This window comes from Bacillus sp. D386 (assembly GCF_006346415.1).
This window is the reverse complement of record NZ_VEMV01000002.1, coordinates 767508-786669: the sequence shown is the minus strand read 5'-3', so window position 1 is coordinate 786669 and position 19162 is coordinate 767508. Positions and strand designations below refer to the sequence as shown.

Genomic DNA, 19162 nt, shown 5'->3' with positions numbered 1-19162 from the left:
GGGTGAAAGGTAGGAGAAGTCCTGGGAAAAGCAGCTATACCCCACCTATGAGGCACCTATGCCCGGGACATACCGGGGTAAAGGTGGGTGAAGTCCAGTGGAAAGTTCTACTATCAAACACCTACCGACCACCTTTCAGGGACCTGTGCCCCCAAAGAAACTTTTTTTTGGTTTCCACTATTGGATGGTTTCCGAAATATTCCCCTGAGACGTTATACATTCATCAAGTACAGTTGAGGAAATTTTATTCATTTTATGATATTTTTCATGATAGATTGCTTTAACAACTTGATCATAATTAATATCTTCTCCGCGAGTGAACTTTTTAAATGCGAGATATAAAGGCACTGGAGTTTGTCCAGTATATAATGGTGGCTGGACATACTGATATCCTTTTATAGGTGAAAAGCCAAGATGATTGAAGAATTGAAGGCGATTTATGGTTTCTTTGTATTCTTCTTCGTTTTGCGCATCAATTTCTCTTTCAGTTTCGAGGAAGATTCCCTTTAAGGATGGGTACCCAGCATGTACGGCATCTTCTTTAAGTAGTTTCTCCATTTTTAAAAGTGTTTGTTTCCCTAAGCCTTTCCCGCGTTCTTTCGGATCGGCTGCTATATAAACAATATAACCGCTATTTACTTGAGCTAAATAATGGGCAGTTGAGAAACAGATTACTTTATCGTCTACGATTCCAACTAAAAAATGGAAATTATTTGGTGTGTTTTTCTCACGTTGTCTGATGGACTCGTAAAATACGCATTCATCTTCACGCACGTATTCAGGAAAACAATCATGATATAAAGATAATGCTTTCCTTAATAGTTCATCCTCTAATTCTGTTACTTCTTTCCACTCTATAGCCATGTGTATGACTCCTTACTGTTTTCTTTTAGTGTAAAAGATATATTTACAGTAATTCAAGGTATTATTGCCGATTTTAATATTTGGGTATTCTTATATGGAGATTAGCCCAAACCGAGGAAACACTTTTAACATATGTTATGAGTGTACTAAGCGAAAGCGAGGTGACTTACATGTTTGGTTGTTATGGATACGGCGGCGGCGGAAGCAGCTGCGGTGGCGGCTATGGATACGGCGGTGGTGGTAGCTACGGCGGTGGCTACGGTTCTACTTTCGTACTAATCGTTGTACTATTTATCTTGTTAATTATTGTTGGCGCTAGCTTCTGCTAATAATAATTGAAATGCATAGAAGAGACCTAAAACCTCTTCTATGCCCTACTGTTAATTAAGTATTTACAATTAGTAAATGAAAGAAAGGGATTTCAGTCTATACTGAATCCCTTTTTTGCATGGAGAAATGAGTCTCACCTTTCCTATTTTCTTTCATATGATAGCAGTAACGATAAGGAGGCTGAATTATGGATAATGGATTCTTTAAAAATATGGAAAAGAAAACAGGCGTAAATATGAAAGATGTAATGGAGCTGGCTAATTCCTTACAAAATGCAAATTTTAAAGATGAAAAAACAGTCCGCAACGTCATTAAGAGGGTTTCGCAAATTGCAAACAAGCCTGTACCGAAGGATGTAGAGGACCAGTTGGTACAATCAATCATTAAGGATGGGAAATCATTAGATTTTAATACAATTGCCAATATGATGAATAATAAAAAATGAGTAAAGGAGCCACCTTTACATATGAAGAACATTTGATTTGACTCAAACTGCCGATCTGTATTACTCGGTTATTTGGTAATCAGTTCTTCTTTGTAAGAGGGCTCCCCTTTTAAAATCGTTAAGAAACGGGAAGATCTTGCCCGTTTTGAACGTCTATTTTCCGGTATGGAAATATATAATCCCGAGCATGCGCGTGTTACCGCTACATATAATAACCGTCTTTCTTCCTCCATAGGTTTCCTGTCACCGTCACGCCAAGATTCCAGAGCATAATCATGAGGCATGTTTCCGTCTACGCAGCCAAGAATATAAACATATTTATATTCAAGTCCTTTTGAACGATGGATGGTGCTCAGCTGAATAGCATTTATTGTTTTTTTAGACATTGATTTAATCTCTTTTGACATGGCTGTCATATGATCCGCATGAAGAATAAATTCCAGCACTGTATCAAAGCGTCTTGCAGCAATTTTTACATCCTTGATATCGTCCGACCCTTTGTCCATTTTATTGCCTTCATTCCCCCGCTTTTTGAGGTAGGCCCCAAAACCGAGTTCTTTTTCTATCATCTCGATAGCAGTTGATGGAGACAAATCCTTAAGTGAATGGATGACAGAGACAGCTTTATCTATTGCTCGCATTTGGAACGGTTTTAAATTATTGAGGAATCGAAGTGCCTCGAGCAAAGTGCAATCATTCAGGATGGATAGAGCTTTAGCATCCTGGACTGCCGACTTTTTCAAATATAGCGGCGGTAATAAATCCTGTAGCATTCCCGGATCATCTGGATTTATACTTGCTTTCATAAAGGCCAAAATACTGCGCACAGTCTTTCTTGTATAAAAGGAATCATAGTCAGAATCCACCCGAAATGGAAGACTTGAAGATGCAAGCTTTTCAAAAATAGCACGGCTCATTGTATTGGTACGATAAAGAATCGCAAAATCCTCTGGGTTTGCTCCATGCCTTATTTTTTCGGTTATGTCGGTCATAATCATGATTGCCTCAGATTCTTCATCAAATGGATAAAATAAAACCGGAGAAGGTGATTGATCATGTGTAGCCACCATTTTTTTTGGTGTTCTTGTTTTATTTTGAGAAACAATCTTGTTGGCTGTTTGAATGATTTTATGCCCAGAACGGTAATTAGCTGACAAGATTATGGTTTCGAGATAATCGTAGTCAAGCTTCAGGTTTTGTAAAAAGGCAGAATCACTGCCACGGAATGAATAAATGGCCTGATCATCGTCGCCTACAAAACATGCAGATTCTGCATTTGAAGCAAGCAGTCTAACAATCTCATATTGTACCTTATTAATATCTTGAAACTCATCGATTAGAAAGTGTTTGAACCGGTTTCGATAAAAATTAAGAATCTGTTCATTCTCTTTTAAAAGTTGATAACAGCCTGTTTGCATATCATCAAAATCGAATTTATTATTTATTTCTTTATATGATTCGTATTTTTTATAAAGCTCCTGGCAATTGACTTCCCAATCGTCAGCAGGATGAATATCCTGAGGAGATAATAAATCGTTTTTCCATCTGCTGATTTGCTGTAAGGCTTGATCAAATGCAAATTCCCGTTCATCGATTCCTAATTCTGAAGCTGCTATTTTTAGGACATATTCTTTCTCCCCATCAAATTTTATCAATTTACTTGAATGCCATTTTTGAGGTTCATGTTGTAAAAGAATTCGATAAAAAATGGAATGGAAGGTACCGGTAAATACATGCTGCAGCATAAAGGGAGTTACACCGGGCATTTGCTGTAGCCTGCTTTTCATCTCAGCAGCTGCTTTAGATGTAAACGTAACGAGCATCACCGATTTAGGATCCGTTTGTTTTTCTAATAGTAAAAAGGCTGTCCGAGCAGTCAAAACACGGGTTTTTCCACTGCCTGCTCCTGCAAGAACGAGTAAATGTCTTGCATCCGTTACGACAGCATTTGCTTGTTGATCGTCCAATAACCAGCCGTGGGCACTCAGAATGTCGATGAATGGATGATTGCTATTCACCCCAGGCAGATGTTTTTCATTATAGGATGGCAGACTTGTAATGGACTTTGGTCCTTGCCAGATAGTTTCATCAGAGCAATTGGTAATGGACCTGGATTGGGGTAAGCGAAATCCTCCGTATTCCACTGAAGCTTCATTCACTGCCGGATTCGTTTTCTCAGTTTTGTCCACACAAGGAGGACGTGAAGAATCACGATGAATAAAATATGGTTCTTCATGGATTCCAAGATACATATAAACAGGTTGACCACAATGATTACATTGAAGTTCACCATTTTTTCCAGCTTCATGAATACGAGCAAATGCCTCCTTGGGCCATGTGAGTAAAGAGATAGATTCGTTTTTCCAATTAGCTGTTTTCATCATATTCCTCATTTATATAAAAAATTTTAAAAACGACAGACAAATATCATCTTATCAAATCGAATCATATATTACAAAAGAGGATAGTAGTTTTATTCCCTTAAAAAGCGGGTAATAAAAGTAAAAAAAGGATAAAAAAGTGAGGTGGAAAAGGAATGGGGTACATAAGTCCAATCACGCAATACGAATACATACAGTACACGAACAGAACGATTGCAGCGGAGAAGCTGACTAAAAATATGATCTCGTGCTTTCAGCCTGTACAGCCAATCAGATTCCATCGCAAGAATGAAGAACGGGATTCATTTGACAGGGAAATCAATTCAGACGATTTTAGAGGTTCATCTAATCGCATTTACAAAAATTATGTGCCGACAGAAATAGTCAAAAAAACCGCTACTGAAATGACTGGGGTCGGTCAATTTATTAATGAAAGTATTTAAACCATACATTTAAAATCACTCTATACATATGGAAAGCAGCGTATTTTAATACGCTGCTTTCCTTTAATGTTTATGAGTATAAACACTTAAGACTGCAGTCGGCTGCAGTCTTAAATATGTTTCTTCATAGTGTGATGAGGGATGCCGGCATCTAAAAATTCATCGGATATAACTGAGTAACCGAGTTTTTCATAAAAAGGGATCGCCTGGTTTTGAGCGTTTAATTTAAGGATCTCAATTTGTTTAGATAGGGCATATTGTTCTATGGCATTCATTAAATCTTTGCCCACCCCTTTTGAGCGGAAATCTGGTAAGATACAAATCCTTTCGACTTTTCCATAGCTATCAACCACCCTGAAGCGTCCGGCACCTATTGGATTACTTTCCTCATCTATTACGAGAAAATGTGTAGATTCCTCTTCTAAATGATCAATTTCTTCTTCTTCAGGTACATTTTGTTCATCTACAAAAACTTTAGTACGTACCGAAAATACCTGATCCAATTCTTCTTTTTCTGATACAATCTTGATGTTCATCGTGATCAGTTGTCCTTTCTTAATTGGTATGTTTCATATACTTTCCATGCCCCATTTTCAGTTTGATAGAGTAAATGGAAGTGATCAACTACTTCTTCGTGTTCGAATTTCATGAGACGCAGTTGTCCGAGAATATCGTTATGTTCCTTGTCAGATAAATCTTGACCAATAGTAATATGCGGAACAAATTTGTATTTTTTATCTTTGCCCAGAATATCATTATGGAAATCTTCGTGAAGTGCACTTAATTCGGCAGTAGGGTCAATTTTTAAATAAATCACATTATTGACTGGTTGGAAGGTGCTAACTTTTAAGACCTTTAATGTAAAAGGCTGGTGTTGGTTTGCAATCTCCTCGAGTTTAGCTGAAATTTCCTTGATTTGCTCATCTGTGGCTGTGAATTCAGATTTTAATGTGACATGAGGAGATATACGAGAGTAATGTGAGTCATAACGCTTTCTATATGAGTTTACAATGTCTTGCAAATTTTTTGAAGGGAAAATAGCAATTCCAAAATTCATGTAAGAACCCCCTGACTTATTTTGTAAAATTAGATATTACTTCATTATAGCAAATATTCAAAAAAAATTCCTTGCTAATTATGTCCTGTGAAAGAGCCAGGTAAGTGTCCTCTTCATATCTGACTGCCATGCCCTCCAGGTATGGTCTCCATCAATCTCTTCGTAAAAGACCGGAAAGCCTTTGCTTTCAATAATCGAGTTAAGTTCCTGATTAGGTTGTACAAAATCTATGATCCCATCTTTAGATGTTTGTACTGTTGTTTCATTCTTTCCAATCGTATGGTAGATTTGCGTTAAATGCGGGAACTGAAAAGACTCCACTGCTGATAGTACGGACTCGTTTACAAGTGGGGAATGCAATGCAATCTTGCCGAATGTATTGGGATAATCCATAGCTGCCATTAATGAAACAGTAGCTGCCAGGGAGTCTCCGATTAGGGCGCGGCTCAGCCCCATTTGGTAGGTCGGATATTCGGCATCAATATATGGAACAAGTTCATGTGCAAGAAACCTTTTATAGGCAGTATGCTTCAGGCCGTCAGGATGATATTTATTCCAGCGATCTTCAACATTTTTATAAGGGACACCTATAATGATTATATTTTCTATTTCTTGCCTTTCTAAAAGCTCATCTGCAGCTCGTCCAATTTTGCCTAATTGGAAATAATCTTTACCATCCTGTGCAATCAGGACGGAATACTTATACAGATGGGAAAAGGCTGAAGGTAAATATACAAGGAGTTCGATTTCCTCATTTAATTCCTTGCTGTTAAAAGATATACCCTTAATTGTTCCGGCTTTTAATGCCAATGAGCTCACCCCCTGTTATTCTTTTCAGGTATATTTTAGCATACTCTAACTTGTATATAATAATCAGGAGATTTGTGATATTATGAAGATTCTGATGGTATAATGGATGAAAGTGTAAAAAGGAGTAATAGAGATATGATTAAAAAACGTGTACATAGTAAAACAGTGACAAATGCTGCTAAACTTGCCTTGCAAAGTCGAGGTGTTACACTTGAAGCAATCGCTGAAATTGTTTATGAAATGCAATTTCCTTATAATGATAATTTAACTCTGGATGAATGCATATATAGTATAGAACGTGTCCTGATGAAACGTGAAATTCAGCATGCCCTTCTTGTAGGTATTGAATTAGATCGATTAGCTGAAAAGGGCATGCTGTCAGAGCCATTGCAGTCTATTGTTGAGTCTGATGAGTCCTTATTTGGTGTGGATGAAACCATTGCCTTAGGAGCTGTGCTCGGTTATGGAAGTATTGGTGTGACAACATTTGGTCACCTGGATAAGAATAAAGTGGGGATTATCCGATATTTAGATACGAAGAAAGAGGGAAGAGGCGTAAATACATTCCTTGATGATTTGGTCGCTGCAATTGCAGCAAGTGCTGCTTCCAGATTAGCTCATCGTCTGCGTGATAAAGAGGAATCCCTGTCCGAGGATGAAATTGAAGATATAGATCATGAAGAAATGATTGGCTAAGGGAAGGGGGGGGACCTCTTCTTTTTCTTTTTATGATGACCGCTGGGATTGATAAACGAGTTGGGTAGATAAGATTTGTTCCTTCTTAAATGTTCGATAGAGTTTGCGGTTAAAACAATAGGCACGAATCAGTTGCTCACCCATTGATTTAACCAGAATACGGCGTTTTGTAAAAATATTTTTATTCGAGACATAGATGATATCGATGGGAATTTGTTCTCTCATGCTCCTAAGTAAATCATTCATTTATCTTCACCTCCTATTTTCATTATATACGAACATACGTTTCTTATTCAACAAAAAAGAAACGTATGTTCGATGTTTGTTTTTGTTGAAGTTGTTAATCATCATTAAATAATCATCCGTTTAATGAACCTTGATAGTAGAAGATATTTACCAAGATAAAAAGAAGGAAAGAGACAAGCCTAGCAATCATATACTCTTTGTGAAGGAATGAAGGAGGGGAAGTTGTTTGGCTAATACACTTGCATATCATGAAACACTGGAATTGCATGAATTAGTAGCATTTGCATCAAATGCATTAGTAGGCTTGAAAATGAAGGTCAGAGATGTACCAAATCAGGAGTTGAAAAATCTATATTTGACTACAATTAAAGTTTTGGAAAGATATATTAAAGAGTTGCTGCAATACTTTCCAAGAGCACCGCAAAGGGAAGAGGATGAAAGAGAACAACCGGACGCCAGCTTTTTTGCAGGGAATTTATTGGGATTAACAAAAACATTAATCCGGAATTATTCGATAGCCATCACTGAAACGGCTACTCCTGTTTTGAAAAAGACATTAACAAACCAACTAAACGGAATGATTGATTTGCATAGCCAGGTATTTAACTATATGTATAAGAATAATATGTATCCCGCATATGATTTAAGTGCTTTGATTAAAAACGATGTAAACAACGCTAATAGAGCAATTGCAAAAAAATATTGAAGGCTCTGGCACCTAGATGGGTGCCTTTTTGGTTCCTGAAATAAAACTGTTATAATGGCCATGAGGTGATACATATGTGTGGTAGATTTACGTTATTTTCAACGTTTGAAACGATTATTGAACGATTTCATATAGAGGCAGCCTTTGATGAGGCAGATTATCAAGTTAGTTATAATATTGCACCGTCTCAGAGAATTGTTGCCGTTATTAATGATGGATCCAAAAATCGCTTAGGTTATTTGAGGTGGGGATTGATTCCATCGTGGGCAAAGGATGAAAAAATAGGATATAAGCTGATCAATGCTCGATCAGAAACGCTTGCGGAAAAACCAAGTTTTCGGAAGGCATACCAAAATAAACGCTGTTTAATTGTGGCTGATTCCTATTATGAATGGAAGCAAACGCCTGAAAGAAAAATACCGATGCGGATTAAATTGAAAAGCGGAGAACCATTTGGATTGGCAGGTTTATGGGAATCATGGAATTCACCAGAAGGACAGGCCGTATGCACGTGTACCATTATTACAACGTCCTCCAATGAATTGATGTCTTCCATACATGACCGGATGCCAGTTATTCTTAACCCGGAAGATGAACAAAAGTGGCTGAATCCAAAGATTCATGATTCGCATTTACTAAAACAATATTTACGTCCGTTTAATCCTGAATTAATGGAAGCTTTTGAAGTAAGTGCTGATGTGAATTCACCCAAAAATAATTCGGAACACGTAATTCAAAGAATATGTTGATTATTATTTTTCTCGGCATTTATTAACGGAAATTTTCGTTTTCTGTGGAAATCCTTCAGATTATCTAAAACTCTGACGATTAGGTATTCGCCGTATAATCCCGTATTAAACCTTACTTTTAAAAAGGAGTTATTCGTTTCTTGTTAATAGGTGCTATTTTCATACTTCGATTTTTCAATTAACAACATTAGTAAAAATAAAAAAGAATAATGACTACTATCATGTTTCCCTGACCTCCTTCAAATAGGTTGATTAACTTTTTCATTCAATATAGTAAACTACAGTACAATCATACTACTGTATGGTAAAAATTAGAATATGAGAAGTAGGAAAGGCAACATATTGATTACAAAATGGTAGTAAGAGAGATACTATGAAATGCTAGTATGATTTCAATGACTGAAACTATTATTTCGAATTTAAACATTAAGTTCGAATAACAAGAGAATAACAAAAAGGTTAAATGCGTGTAATTATGTTTTTATCTTTTAAAAGAGGATAAATATAGTAGTGTAAGCAACAAAATAATTTCTTAAAAAGGAGCGATTATTTATGGCAGACAAAATGTCTAGAGAAGAAGCAGGACGCAAAGGCGGAGAAGCTACAGCTAAAAATCATGATAAGGACTTCTACCAAGAAATTGGCGAAAAGGGTGGAGAAGCCACCAAGAAAAATCATGATAAAGACTTCTATAAAGAGATTGGTGAAAAAGGCGGTAAAGCCCGCGCAAACAACGATTAAACCTTCTTCAGAAATTAAAAAAAATACTATAAGCAATCAAGGAAAAACCATGCTGACTTAGCATGGTTTTTCCTTTTTCTGATTACCTTTACCAGATGATAATAGAGTATTCCTCATTGGACAAGTTCCTTTAATTGGATTGCAATCATCCGTAATTAAATACTGTTTCCATTCTCTCTTGGATAAATCCTCATAGCCGCCTAAATCTGGATGATACGGCATGTTTTCAATCTTCTCAACTTTTTTTCTAATAACCTCAATTGCTTTTCTGCCATGTGGAGTAGTATAAGACGTATCAGCAAAAATTCTTCTTGGCTGAAAAATCATGATTAGGCAATCACCTAGATTTCGGGTAATACGATTTTGGTAAAAAGGAGCATTGCCAGATACAAAGATAGGTTCCCCGTTGAAAACAAATTCCCAATGGGGATCATCTGGATCAAGGGGAATATCATTGGACCATTCTTTATCATCCTGTTCGTGCAAATAGGATAAAATACTCCAAAAATTGGCATTATAATAATCATAATCAAGGTGCTGATAATTAAGTTCAGGCTCTACGAAAAGAACCAATGCATACCGAATAGATGGATTCTTCCTTGAAAGTTTGAGAAATTCGCTAAGTGTATGTGGAAGCGCAGAAAAATTATGATTCTCACAATACGTATAGCGGAGGAGGCCATCTCGCTCTGCTTTCATGCCAAAGTGACATGGGAATTGATTGTCACTGACAGTAGAACTCCAATAGTTATAGGCCTCATTCAGCCACCTCGGAAGAAGATTCCCCTTTTTAAAGTCAGATTTAATCAGTAAATGGTTCATAAATTAAACTCCTTGACGTATTTTTACGTACGGGACAATTAGGGATAATTTCATCATATGAAAATGATTGGAATGGTTGCTTTGTTCGATTAGATTAATGATGAAATTCTTCAGCTCTCACTGGTTTGATATAATAAAACAAACGAATAAATAGTAAGGAGCATCCTCAATATGGAAAGAAAGTATGGATGGTTAATCTATAATGGAAGTTTGCTGTCTCCAAAATTTATGGAAATCCATGATTGGTATAAAGAGTCAGCTTCAAAAAAAGGAATCATTCTCGACTTAGTTAAAAATACAGAATTATTCTCTGTTATTGAAGGAAATCAAACCATTATTAAAAGTGAAAGACAGCATGCACGGCCGGATTTTATTTTGTTCTTGGATAAGGATATTCGTCTGGCAAATCAGTTGGAACAGATGGGTTATCGACTGTTTAACAAGGCTTCCGTGATTGAAGTGTGTGATAGCAAAATCATGACATTCCAGGCACTGGCCAATCATTCAATTAAATTACCGAAAACTATATTTTCCCCGCTGACTTTTACAAATATATTGGAAAAGGATCATTCATTTATTGAGTTTATTGAAAGGGAATTATCCTATCCGATTGTTATTAAAGAGGCCTACGGATCTTTTGGTGAGCAGGTGTATCTGGTAGAAACCCGTGAAGAATTGGAGAAAAAGAGAAAAGAACTACTTCAAATCCCACATCTTTATCAGGAATTCATTAAAAACAGTAAAGGCAGAGACGTAAGAGTTCATGTGGTAGGTGACAAAGTGGTGGCGTCTATGCTGCGAACTTCCGAAACAGATTTTAGAGCAAACGTGACAAATGGTGGGGTCATGCATGAATATGTTCTTCCGAAAGAATTTGAAGAACTGGCAATTAAGGCAAGTAAGATTATCGGAGCTGATTTTAGTGGAGTGGATCTTTTGTTTGGCGAAGAGGAAGAACCGATTCTTTGTGAAGTAAATTCAAATGCTCATATAAAAAATATCTATGATTGTACAGGTATTGATGTAACTGAGCATATCTTCGATTATATTTTGCGGATGGTGTGACATGTTTAAAGGCTTACTGATCTATAAGCGCGAGGATTATGACAAAAATAAATGGTTTGCCAATCAGTTTATTAATAATAGTAATCAGCACAATCTAAATATCCAGCTTGTATTTGCCGAGGAATTGAGTTTAATAATTGATAATGGAAAATTGTCCGTTTATATGGAGGAGGGGAATTCACTTCAACCGGATTTCGTCATTAACCGCACCCGAGACAGTCAAATAAGCCTTCATTTTGAATTAATGGGGTGCAGAGTTTTTAACAATTCTCAAGTGACGGATATTTGTAATCATAAAGCTAAAACACATCAAATGATTAACAGCCATGGAATAAAATCTGTGAAGACGGCAATCTCATTCACTGAGGGACAGTCGCTATTAAATTATCCACTTATTTTGAAGACCAACAGCGGCCATGGTGGGACGGATGTTTTTAAAGTAGATTGCAAAACAGAATTAACTAAGCAGATGGGGGAGCTTAATAAGGGGGATGTTATCCTACAGGAAATGTGTGATAATCCAGGTGTTGATGTGAGAGTCTTCGTACTGGGTAAGGAGATAATTGGAGCTGTTAAACGTTATTCCAGCAACAGCTTTAAGTCTAATTTTTCACTTGGCGGAAAGGCTGAGCGTTATACTTTGTCTGAGAAACAAGTGAATTTAGTAAATAAAATAGGTGAGTTATTTGATTTTGACTTTGTAGGAATCGATTTTCTCATCGGCCAGGACGGGCAATTCCTGTTCAACGAAATAGAAGATGCAGTAGGTACCCGTACACTTTACCAACAATACGACTTTGATGTTGTACATATGTATCTGAAGTATATTAATAAACAAATGGTTGACTTGCACGCATAATAATCCTTTTATTCAAAAGAATGTAAAATATTTGATAAAATATTAGTGATATACTTCATAAATTTGAGGTAAAGGGATGAGTGGATGAGAAAGAAGGTCGTAATTGCTGGGGGAACAGGTTTTATTGGCCAGTATTTTGAGAAGCAATTTCATTCTATGGGATATGATGTGCTGGTTATTTCCAGAAGCAACGAACATATTAACTGGCATAATAAAGGTGAAATAAAGGAAGCGCTTGAAGGGGCCGAGTTATTGGTTAATTTGGCTGGAAAATCGGTAAATTGCCGCTATAATGCCAGTAATAAGCTAGAAATAGTCATGTCTAGAACTGAAACAACAGCTATATTGGGGAGTGCCCTCCTTGAGTGTATGACTCCACCTCCTTTGTGGATTAATTCCAGTACTGCCACCATATACAGACATGCGGAAGATCGACCTATGACAGAGAAAAAGGGTGAGATCGGAAGCGGCTTTTCAGTCGATGTTGCGAAAGCGTGGGAAGAAACATTTTTTAACTTTGAACTACCGCATACAAGGCAAGTTGCCTTAAGAATTGCAATCGTATTAGGGGGAAGCGGCGGAGTTATGACTCCGTATAAAAATCTCGTTACATTTGGTCTTGGAGGGTATCAGGGATCTGGACGACAAATGTTTAGCTGGATACATATTGAAGATTTATTTCAACTTGTTCTCTTTCTTAAGAACAGAGAAGACTTGGAGGGGGTATTTAATTGTTCTTCACCCCATCCAGTCACCAATCGTGAATTAATGGTTCACCTCCGTAACAGTATGAACAGAAAAATTGGCCTCCCCACACCAGCGTGGATGCTTAAGGCAGGTGCAATTCTAATCAGAACTGAGCCGGAGCTTGTTCTAAAAAGTCGTTGGGTACTCCCTGAAAGGCTTGAACAAGTGGGGTATACGTTTAAATATAAAAATTTGAAAGATGCTTTAAAAGATATATTTAAATGAGATAGTTTGATTAACCCTCTGTATTTTGTGTTGGTCCTCTTGATAAACTTCCGTTTTAATGGAAATTATATATTTATTATGGAAGTCATCTCCATTGCATTTAAATGATTAGAGGAGTATCATATTTAATACGAGCTACATTGTACGTGATGCATAATTTAAGTTTTAACCTTTAAGCTGTAATAGGGAGTTTTATTATAAAGGCTGGAATGACAAGCCTCTGTCTATATGACCTGGAGGACAAGCAGGAAAGCTTTTGCGAACACCCACTTGGAGAAGTGGTGGTTTAAAACTTTCTTATATGTAACGGCAAAAGTGGCTTATAAACCAATTCCATTTCGGAATTGGTTTTTTATATTTACCCATAAAAAATGACAGACAGTAATAAATACAAAGGCTAAAATGAAATCAGTTGTTGATTGTTTATTTTGTATTTATTAAAATATTAATATAACTTATCTTAATATTTGAAATTGAAATTACTATTAGTTTTTTTATTTTATAAAAATAAAACAGATGGAACGGGAAATATTATTTAGAGTATTTGGGTGATTTTAATGAATTCCAGGTTATTTATATTAGCAATCATATTTTCTTTAGTTATTTCTTTGATACCAGAATTAAAAAAACAGACAATCGCTGTTGCTTCTGCTAATTTAGGGATGACTAGTGAAATGGATAAGGTGCAGTTTGCACATAATTCACTTTCTAAAACCTCAAATAATATTGATTCAACAATACAAGTATTCGACCCTATTACTTCCGAAGATATTATTGGTCGTATAGTACCAAGTAAGTGTTTAACAGGGAAGGGTATGGTTGTTGAAGAAATTTCTCAGACTAGCGAACATGTTATTAGTAGCTTATATCCTTTTGGGATTTTTATTATATTTACAGGATTTATATATATGGCTTTACGTTTAAAGAGATAACCGTGATAGAATGCAGTTCTGTTGTAATTTAAATTACCTAGGCTGAACTGGTGGTACCATTAAACCTTGTTTAACACCAATGACTATAAAAGAGAAAAATAAAGACTTCTATCTGTTTAAGAGATAGAAGTCTTTATTTTGTATACATCCTTTTAAAATCCTTAATATACGGATAGATGGGAGTGTGCAGCATGTTGAAAATTAATTATCAGAATTGCTATTAGCAATTAGCTCTTTTTTTTAATGAAAGGATGTTTTGATTCAGACTTGAATACTCAATCTGATAGTACTAACAACTATAATCCTTCTAATAATAGTGAACATTCGACTGGCAGTAAGTTGGATAATTAAAGTCAAACTGATAATTGTATCTCCATACACTCGGATCCTTTAAAAATTATCATATCTTATATGGTGAAAATAAACTCCCAATTTTTCAATTAGGAGTTTATTTTATAATTGTATATTCTATTTACTTTGTAATAAAGAGAGCACTGCCAATTTTTCTGGGGCTTTCGCCTAATTTATTAATTAAATTACCATTGATATATAGGGTGCTGGATCCTCCGCCATCTAAATTTACAGCTTCAACTGCCCCTAATTTCATCATAACATCAGCGCTTTGGCTTGCTGTTAAACCACTACTCCCATTAATTCGGCCATCTGTAACTGCCATGATAAACCGTCCATCTTTAGTCTGACCAAACAATGTTCGAGGGTTCCTGCTTTTACTGTGTGAGAAATACTCACTATGCGCTAAATTTATTTTGCCGTTCTGTACTAAAGAATATGAAGTACCAACAGCAAAATAATTATTTTCCTTCATATCTTCTAATTCTTGAAGATTTATTAATGGTGTTGCGATACTACGAATATCTATTTTCCCTGTCTTTTTATATTCCATAATTACGTATTTAGGATTATGGTTACTGGTTACTTGTCCATTTACCATAAATAAACCACCATGTTCCATTTTTGAGTTAAAAAAGCCTAAGTTTATCTTTGCTAGTTCATTTGGTAGCTTAATAGATGACAATGGTTCAAGAACATTAGGTTTTCCTTTGGAAACTGTTAAATTAGCATTAGGATTACTTGTATAGATATGAATATTCGTATTATAATATCTTACATTTTTATAATTAGGTACTGTCTCTTTGATGACAGACTTCTTCATGTATGTCGAGTTGACAAAGCCTGTCTTATTAGCATATTTAACTTTAAACCAACTTCCGGATTTGGAGAGATAGGTCACATTTTTCCCTTTCGGAATGGTTAGGATTACTTTATGTTTATTAGAAGCACCAGTCCTTAAATTGACATTAGCCGTTGTTTGATATGTAACGGTAGCCTGTGAATTAGTCTGGGAATTAGCTGTTGGTTTCTTTAAATAAGAAGAGCTCACAAAGCCTGTCTTATTAGCATATTTAACCTTAAACCAACTTCCAGATTTGGAGAGATAAGTCACATTTTTTCCTTTCGGAATGGTTAGGATTACTTTATGCTTATTAGAAGCACCAGTCCTTAAATTGACATTAGCCGTTGTTTGATATGTAACGGTAGCCTGGGTACTAGCCTGTGAATTAGCAGTTGGTTTCTTTAAATAAGAAGAGCTCACAAAGCCTGTCTTATTAGCATATTTAACCTTAAACCAACTTCCGGATTTGGAGAGATAGGTCACATTTTTCCCTTTCGGAATGGTTAGGATTACTTTATGCTTATTAGAAGCACCAGTCCTTAAATTGATATTAGCCGTTGTTTGATATGTAACGGTAGCTTGGGTACTAGTCTGAGAATTAGCTGTTAGCTTCTTTAAATAAGAAGAGCTCACAAAGCCTGTCTTATTAGCGTATTTAACCTTAAACCAACTTCCGGATTTGGAGAGATAGGTCACATTTTTCCCTTTCGGAATGGTTAGGATTACTTTATGCTTATTGGACGAACCGGCTCTTAAATTGACATTAGCTGTCGTTTGATAGAGTGTGGAAGAAGAAACGGTTGCTGCGTCTACTTTTGTGTATAAATCAGTTGTTCCAAATAAAACCAAACCAAATGTAATAAAAATTAATACGATTTTTTGTGTCAATGAGTTTCTCATGCAAGACTTTCTCCTAATATTTGTGATAAATAATTTGTTGTGATAGTTATAATAATATAAAAATATTAATATATTTACTTATAGAAATAAACAAAAAATTAGCTATTTTATTATTTTTATATAATTAATAAGGAATAAATAAAGGATTCTTAATAAGGACAGAAGTAAATTATAAATGAGGATGTATTTGTGTTTTTTTAGATAAGGTGAGTTGTTTATTAAAATCATTGAACTAAAGTGAAAAAAGTATGAGGTTTGCAGATATTTTTCTGTGAAAATAACAAGATATGGACTGACACATAGGTCCTTGTTGAACTGGTTATATTTAATCAAAAAAGGGAGATATGTTGAGTTAACAACATGTCTCCCTTTTTGATTTATTGTTTTTTGACTGAAATCTCTATACGGACACCATTTTTGTATATCTATCTTATTTTTGTATTTAAATTAAATTTTCTATTTGTTTATTTTGAATTATTTCTTTGCTGGTTTTAGGAACAAATCGCTCCGTAAGTGCTGAGATAGCGCCATCGCCTGTTACATTGCATGCTGTTCCGAAGCTATCCTGAGCTAGGTATAATGCGATCATGAGGGAAAGCATGTTATCAGAGAAACCGAGCATGGATTCTAATAAACCAAGTGCAGCCATAACAGCTCCTCCTGGAACTCCTGGTGCGGCGATCATTGTGACACCAAGCATTAAAATAAATGGTAGCATTTGTGTGATGCTAGCATCCGTACCCTGTAACAGCATAACTGCCATCGCACAGCTGACGAGGGTAATTGTACTTCCAGATAAATGGATAGTTGCTAATAGTGGAACAGTGAAGTTTGCTACTTTATCTTTCACACCCATTTTTTTAGTCCGATCCACAGTAACAGGAATCGTTGATGCGGAAGACTGAGTGCCTAAAGCTGTAAAATACGCTGGTAACATAGTCTTAAGCATTTTAAATGGATTTTTCTTAGAAGCTGCACCCGCAACTGTATACTGTATGACTAACATAAACAAATGTAAAGCAATGATCATCACAAATACTTTAGCAAATACACTTAAGATAGACGCAATTTGACCGCCCTGAGTCATGTTTGCGAATATACCAAAGATATGAAATGGTAAAAGAGGGATAATAATCGTATTAATTACTTTCACGACAATCTCTTTGAATTCTTCCATTACATTAAGAAGTGCTTCTCCTTTGATAGATGCCATCCCTACACCAATTGTGAAGGCTACAAGCAAAGCCGTCATAACACCCATTACAGCAGGCATCTCAATTGTAAAATATGGAGAGAGTAAAGCTTCCTCAGGATTTGCAAAGCTTTGAGCAGTCTGGTTTTTTAATATAACAGGATACAATGCTTTGGCCACGAAAAAAGCAATCAAGCCAGCTATTATTGTAGAAGCATAGGCTAATCCAGTTGTGATACCGAGCATTTTGCCGGCACCTTTCCCCATCATTCCAATTCCTGAAGCAATAAAACCAATGATAATAAAGGGAATAATAAATTCTAAAAAGCTGCTAAAAAGCCCGTTGAAAGTAGTGAAAATACGAAGCATCCAGGCTGGAGCAATCATTCCTATACCAATACCGAGAAAAATAGCTAATATAATCTTGGGTAATATACCGAATCGTTTCATGGTGTCCTCCTTATAAATACAGTTGTACTCTATATGTGGATTATACAGAAAAATGAATTAAAAAGTAACCTTTATGCTTAAAAAGAATAAAATAATGTTTTTTGATTGGTGATTGGAGTTAAATCTCTTAAATTTGGGATATCCATATTGGTTAAATAATATAAATGAAAAAGCTATAGGGGAGCAGAGAAAATGTTTTTCTTAAATTCAATATATTTCTATGATGATACAATTGATTGGAGATATAAAAATCATTCTCTATTTATTCTTCTGTTTACTGACTTTAAATAATGAGTGATTGTGTGTATGAATGGAGGAGATATATGCTAGGAATTCTGGAGTTTCAGTTAAGCAAGATTATAGTTAATATCTTCATTATTATTGGGATTTTTTGTTTTGTGGTCCTTTTTACAAAGCAAGCCGAGTATGTTGAAAGCCTAAAAGGAAATGCGATTACCTCTGAAGATATGAAAATTTCTCTTATTAAGAGAATGGCTTATGGCGCAGTTTTAGCTATCATTACTATTTTAATTGAGTATATCTTGGTTTATTATCTGTCGGGTTATTTTAAAGTAGAGATTAACGAATTTAGTTTTATATTCAGTATCTTTGTTTTGTGTTTTTTCTTAATGATAGGAGTGGGCCCAAAGGAATATACTGAACCAACCACTAATAATTATTGGGTTAGACAAGAGTTATACTGGACACTCGACAATAAAGAATTTGATATATTGGGAAAACCATATTTAATAGGGGCTGTAACTTTTTTTCTCATCAATTTAGTTTACTTCATCGTCTAGATCCTCAACAGTTTGATCTAATCATGATATTCCATCCCTCACGATCTCCTCTTATTAAATGATAAATGGTCGTTTTTTTGTGTAAAATCATTCCAATGACCCATGTAGAATCATGAATATTTTTGATAAAAATAAATAATTATACATAGATAGAATGGTTTATTTAGGTTTTAAAGGTATAAAAAGTTAATTGCATCTATTGCTAATTTTTTCATAAACTGATAATATTAGGGCGTTGTTATTTTGGAAAGCAAATATTCAAATAGTTAGAGTCTTTCCAAGCAGATAAAAATTGACCACTTGCCCACGGGAAGTTAAGGCCATACGGACAGCCGGGTCAAATGCCGACAGGCAACATTAGTTGCCCTATTGATTGAGTTAGAAGCTCAAATTTTATAAGTTGGTTACTTTATAACCAGTACGACATAAATCGTGCAAAACTTGTGAAACGGTCAATAAGAGTGGTAAAAGTATTTATTTGCTATTTAGACTCTGATCTCCTTTTTA

At 35.5% G+C, this 19162-nt stretch carries 20 protein-coding genes, 1 other RNA gene and 1 pseudogene; 13 read left to right on the top strand and 9 right to left on the bottom strand.

The window, feature by feature from the left end; all coding sequences use genetic code 11:
• Positions 1-177 precede the first annotated feature (177 nt).
• The gene (locus tag FHY45_RS08790; RefSeq protein WP_139891417.1) at positions 178-864 is read right to left on the bottom strand and encodes a GNAT family N-acetyltransferase; all 687 of its coding nucleotides are present in this window, start codon (positions 862-864) and stop codon (positions 178-180) included.
• Between the two features lie 170 nt (positions 865-1034).
• Here FHY45_RS08790 and FHY45_RS08785 point away from each other — a divergent pair, with 170 nt between their 5' ends.
• The gene (locus tag FHY45_RS08785) at positions 1035-1193 is read left to right on the top strand and encodes a YjcZ family sporulation protein (protein ID WP_066101369.1); all 159 of its coding nucleotides are present in this window, start codon (positions 1035-1037) and stop codon (positions 1191-1193) included.
• A gap of 188 nt (positions 1194-1381) precedes the next feature.
• Positions 1382-1639, top strand: a complete 258-nt coding sequence (spoVIF, locus tag FHY45_RS08780) for a sporulation-specific transcription regulator SpoVIF (protein ID WP_066101365.1) — start codon at positions 1382-1384, stop codon at positions 1637-1639.
• A gap of 68 nt (positions 1640-1707) precedes the next feature.
• Here spoVIF and FHY45_RS08775 read toward each other — a convergent pair whose 3' ends face one another.
• The gene (locus FHY45_RS08775) at positions 1708-4020 is read right to left on the bottom strand and encodes a UvrD-helicase domain-containing protein (RefSeq protein ID WP_066101363.1); all 2313 of its coding nucleotides are present in this window, start codon (positions 4018-4020) and stop codon (positions 1708-1710) included.
• Positions 4021-4175: 155 nt separating this feature from the next.
• Between FHY45_RS08775 and FHY45_RS08770 the strand changes: the two genes are divergently transcribed.
• The gene (locus FHY45_RS08770; RefSeq protein WP_066101360.1) at positions 4176-4463 is read left to right on the top strand and encodes a hypothetical protein; all 288 of its coding nucleotides are present in this window, start codon (positions 4176-4178) and stop codon (positions 4461-4463) included.
• Positions 4464-4573: 110 nt separating this feature from the next.
• On the opposite strand, the gene FHY45_RS08765 is transcribed toward FHY45_RS08770, so the two are convergent.
• The 3 genes from FHY45_RS08765 to FHY45_RS08755 form a co-directional block, all read right to left on the bottom strand.
• On the bottom strand, positions 4574-4999 hold the full coding sequence (locus FHY45_RS08765; protein ID WP_066101357.1) for a GNAT family N-acetyltransferase: 426 nt from the start codon (positions 4997-4999) through the stop codon (positions 4574-4576).
• Positions 5000-5004: 5 nt separating this feature from the next.
• The gene (locus tag FHY45_RS08760; RefSeq protein WP_066101354.1) at positions 5005-5520 is read right to left on the bottom strand and encodes a 2'-5' RNA ligase family protein; all 516 of its coding nucleotides are present in this window, start codon (positions 5518-5520) and stop codon (positions 5005-5007) included.
• Between the two features lie 78 nt (positions 5521-5598).
• Positions 5599-6330, bottom strand: coding sequence for an alpha/beta hydrolase (locus tag FHY45_RS08755; RefSeq protein ID WP_139891416.1), 732 nt, complete (start codon positions 6328-6330; stop codon positions 5599-5601).
• A gap of 135 nt (positions 6331-6465) precedes the next feature.
• Between FHY45_RS08755 and FHY45_RS08750 the strand changes: the two genes are divergently transcribed.
• Complete coding sequence (locus tag FHY45_RS08750; RefSeq protein ID WP_139891415.1) at positions 6466-7026, top strand: phosphatidylglycerophosphatase A family protein; 561 nt, start codon at positions 6466-6468, stop codon at positions 7024-7026.
• A gap of 30 nt (positions 7027-7056) precedes the next feature.
• On the opposite strand, the gene FHY45_RS08745 is transcribed toward FHY45_RS08750, so the two are convergent.
• Complete coding sequence (locus FHY45_RS08745; RefSeq protein WP_066101348.1) at positions 7057-7272, bottom strand: hypothetical protein; 216 nt, start codon at positions 7270-7272, stop codon at positions 7057-7059.
• 226 nt (positions 7273-7498) lie between these two features.
• On the opposite strand from FHY45_RS08745, the gene FHY45_RS08740 reads away from it, so the two are divergent.
• The 3 genes and pseudogenes from FHY45_RS08740 to FHY45_RS08730 form a co-directional block, all read left to right on the top strand.
• Entirely contained in the window at positions 7499-7978 is a 480-nt protein-coding gene (locus tag FHY45_RS08740) for a spore coat protein (protein WP_225983664.1), read from the top strand.
• A gap of 74 nt (positions 7979-8052) precedes the next feature.
• The gene (locus FHY45_RS08735; protein ID WP_066101340.1) at positions 8053-8727 is read left to right on the top strand and encodes an SOS response-associated peptidase; all 675 of its coding nucleotides are present in this window, start codon (positions 8053-8055) and stop codon (positions 8725-8727) included.
• 552 nt (positions 8728-9279) lie between these two features.
• Positions 9280-9462: pseudogene (locus FHY45_RS08730) on the top strand (KGG domain-containing protein); the annotation flags it as partial.
• Positions 9463-9525: 63 nt separating this feature from the next.
• Here the strand turns inward: FHY45_RS08730 and FHY45_RS08725 are convergent.
• Positions 9526-10290 (bottom strand): YqcI/YcgG family protein, encoded by a 765-nt coding sequence (locus FHY45_RS08725; RefSeq protein WP_139891414.1) that lies wholly within the window; start codon positions 10288-10290, stop codon positions 9526-9528.
• A gap of 171 nt (positions 10291-10461) precedes the next feature.
• On the opposite strand from FHY45_RS08725, the gene FHY45_RS08720 reads away from it, so the two are divergent.
• The 5 genes from FHY45_RS08720 (at position 10462) to FHY45_RS08700 (ending at position 14118) form a co-directional block, all read left to right on the top strand.
• The gene (locus FHY45_RS08720) at positions 10462-11355 is read left to right on the top strand and encodes an ATP-grasp domain-containing protein (protein WP_139891413.1); all 894 of its coding nucleotides are present in this window, start codon (positions 10462-10464) and stop codon (positions 11353-11355) included.
• Position 11356: 1 nt separating this feature from the next.
• Positions 11357-12214, top strand: coding sequence for an ATP-grasp domain-containing protein (locus tag FHY45_RS08715; RefSeq protein ID WP_139891412.1), 858 nt, complete (start codon positions 11357-11359; stop codon positions 12212-12214).
• A gap of 84 nt (positions 12215-12298) precedes the next feature.
• A complete protein-coding gene (locus tag FHY45_RS08710) occupies positions 12299-13186 on the top strand; it encodes a TIGR01777 family oxidoreductase (protein WP_139891411.1) in 888 nt (295 codons plus the stop codon).
• Positions 13187-13315: 129 nt separating this feature from the next.
• Positions 13316-13512: non-coding RNA, 6S RNA (ssrS, locus tag FHY45_RS08705), on the top strand.
• Positions 13513-13743: 231 nt separating this feature from the next.
• A complete protein-coding gene (locus FHY45_RS08700) occupies positions 13744-14118 on the top strand; it encodes a hypothetical protein (protein ID WP_066101323.1) in 375 nt (124 codons plus the stop codon).
• A 472-nt stretch (positions 14119-14590) separates the two neighbouring features.
• Here FHY45_RS08700 and FHY45_RS08695 read toward each other — a convergent pair whose 3' ends face one another.
• Both FHY45_RS08695 and FHY45_RS08690 read right to left on the bottom strand, forming a co-directional pair.
• Positions 14591-16213: an SH3 domain-containing protein gene (locus FHY45_RS08695; RefSeq protein WP_066101322.1), complete on the bottom strand. Its 1623-nt coding sequence runs from the start codon at positions 16211-16213 to the stop codon at positions 14591-14593.
• Between the two features lie 442 nt (positions 16214-16655).
• Positions 16656-17855, bottom strand: a complete 1200-nt coding sequence (locus tag FHY45_RS08690) for a dicarboxylate/amino acid:cation symporter (RefSeq protein WP_066101320.1) — start codon at positions 17853-17855, stop codon at positions 16656-16658.
• Positions 17856-18178: 323 nt separating this feature from the next.
• On the opposite strand from FHY45_RS08690, the gene FHY45_RS08685 reads away from it, so the two are divergent.
• Entirely contained in the window at positions 18179-18655 is a 477-nt protein-coding gene (locus FHY45_RS08685; protein WP_066101318.1) for a hypothetical protein, read from the top strand.
• Positions 18656-19162: the final 507 nt, after the last annotated feature.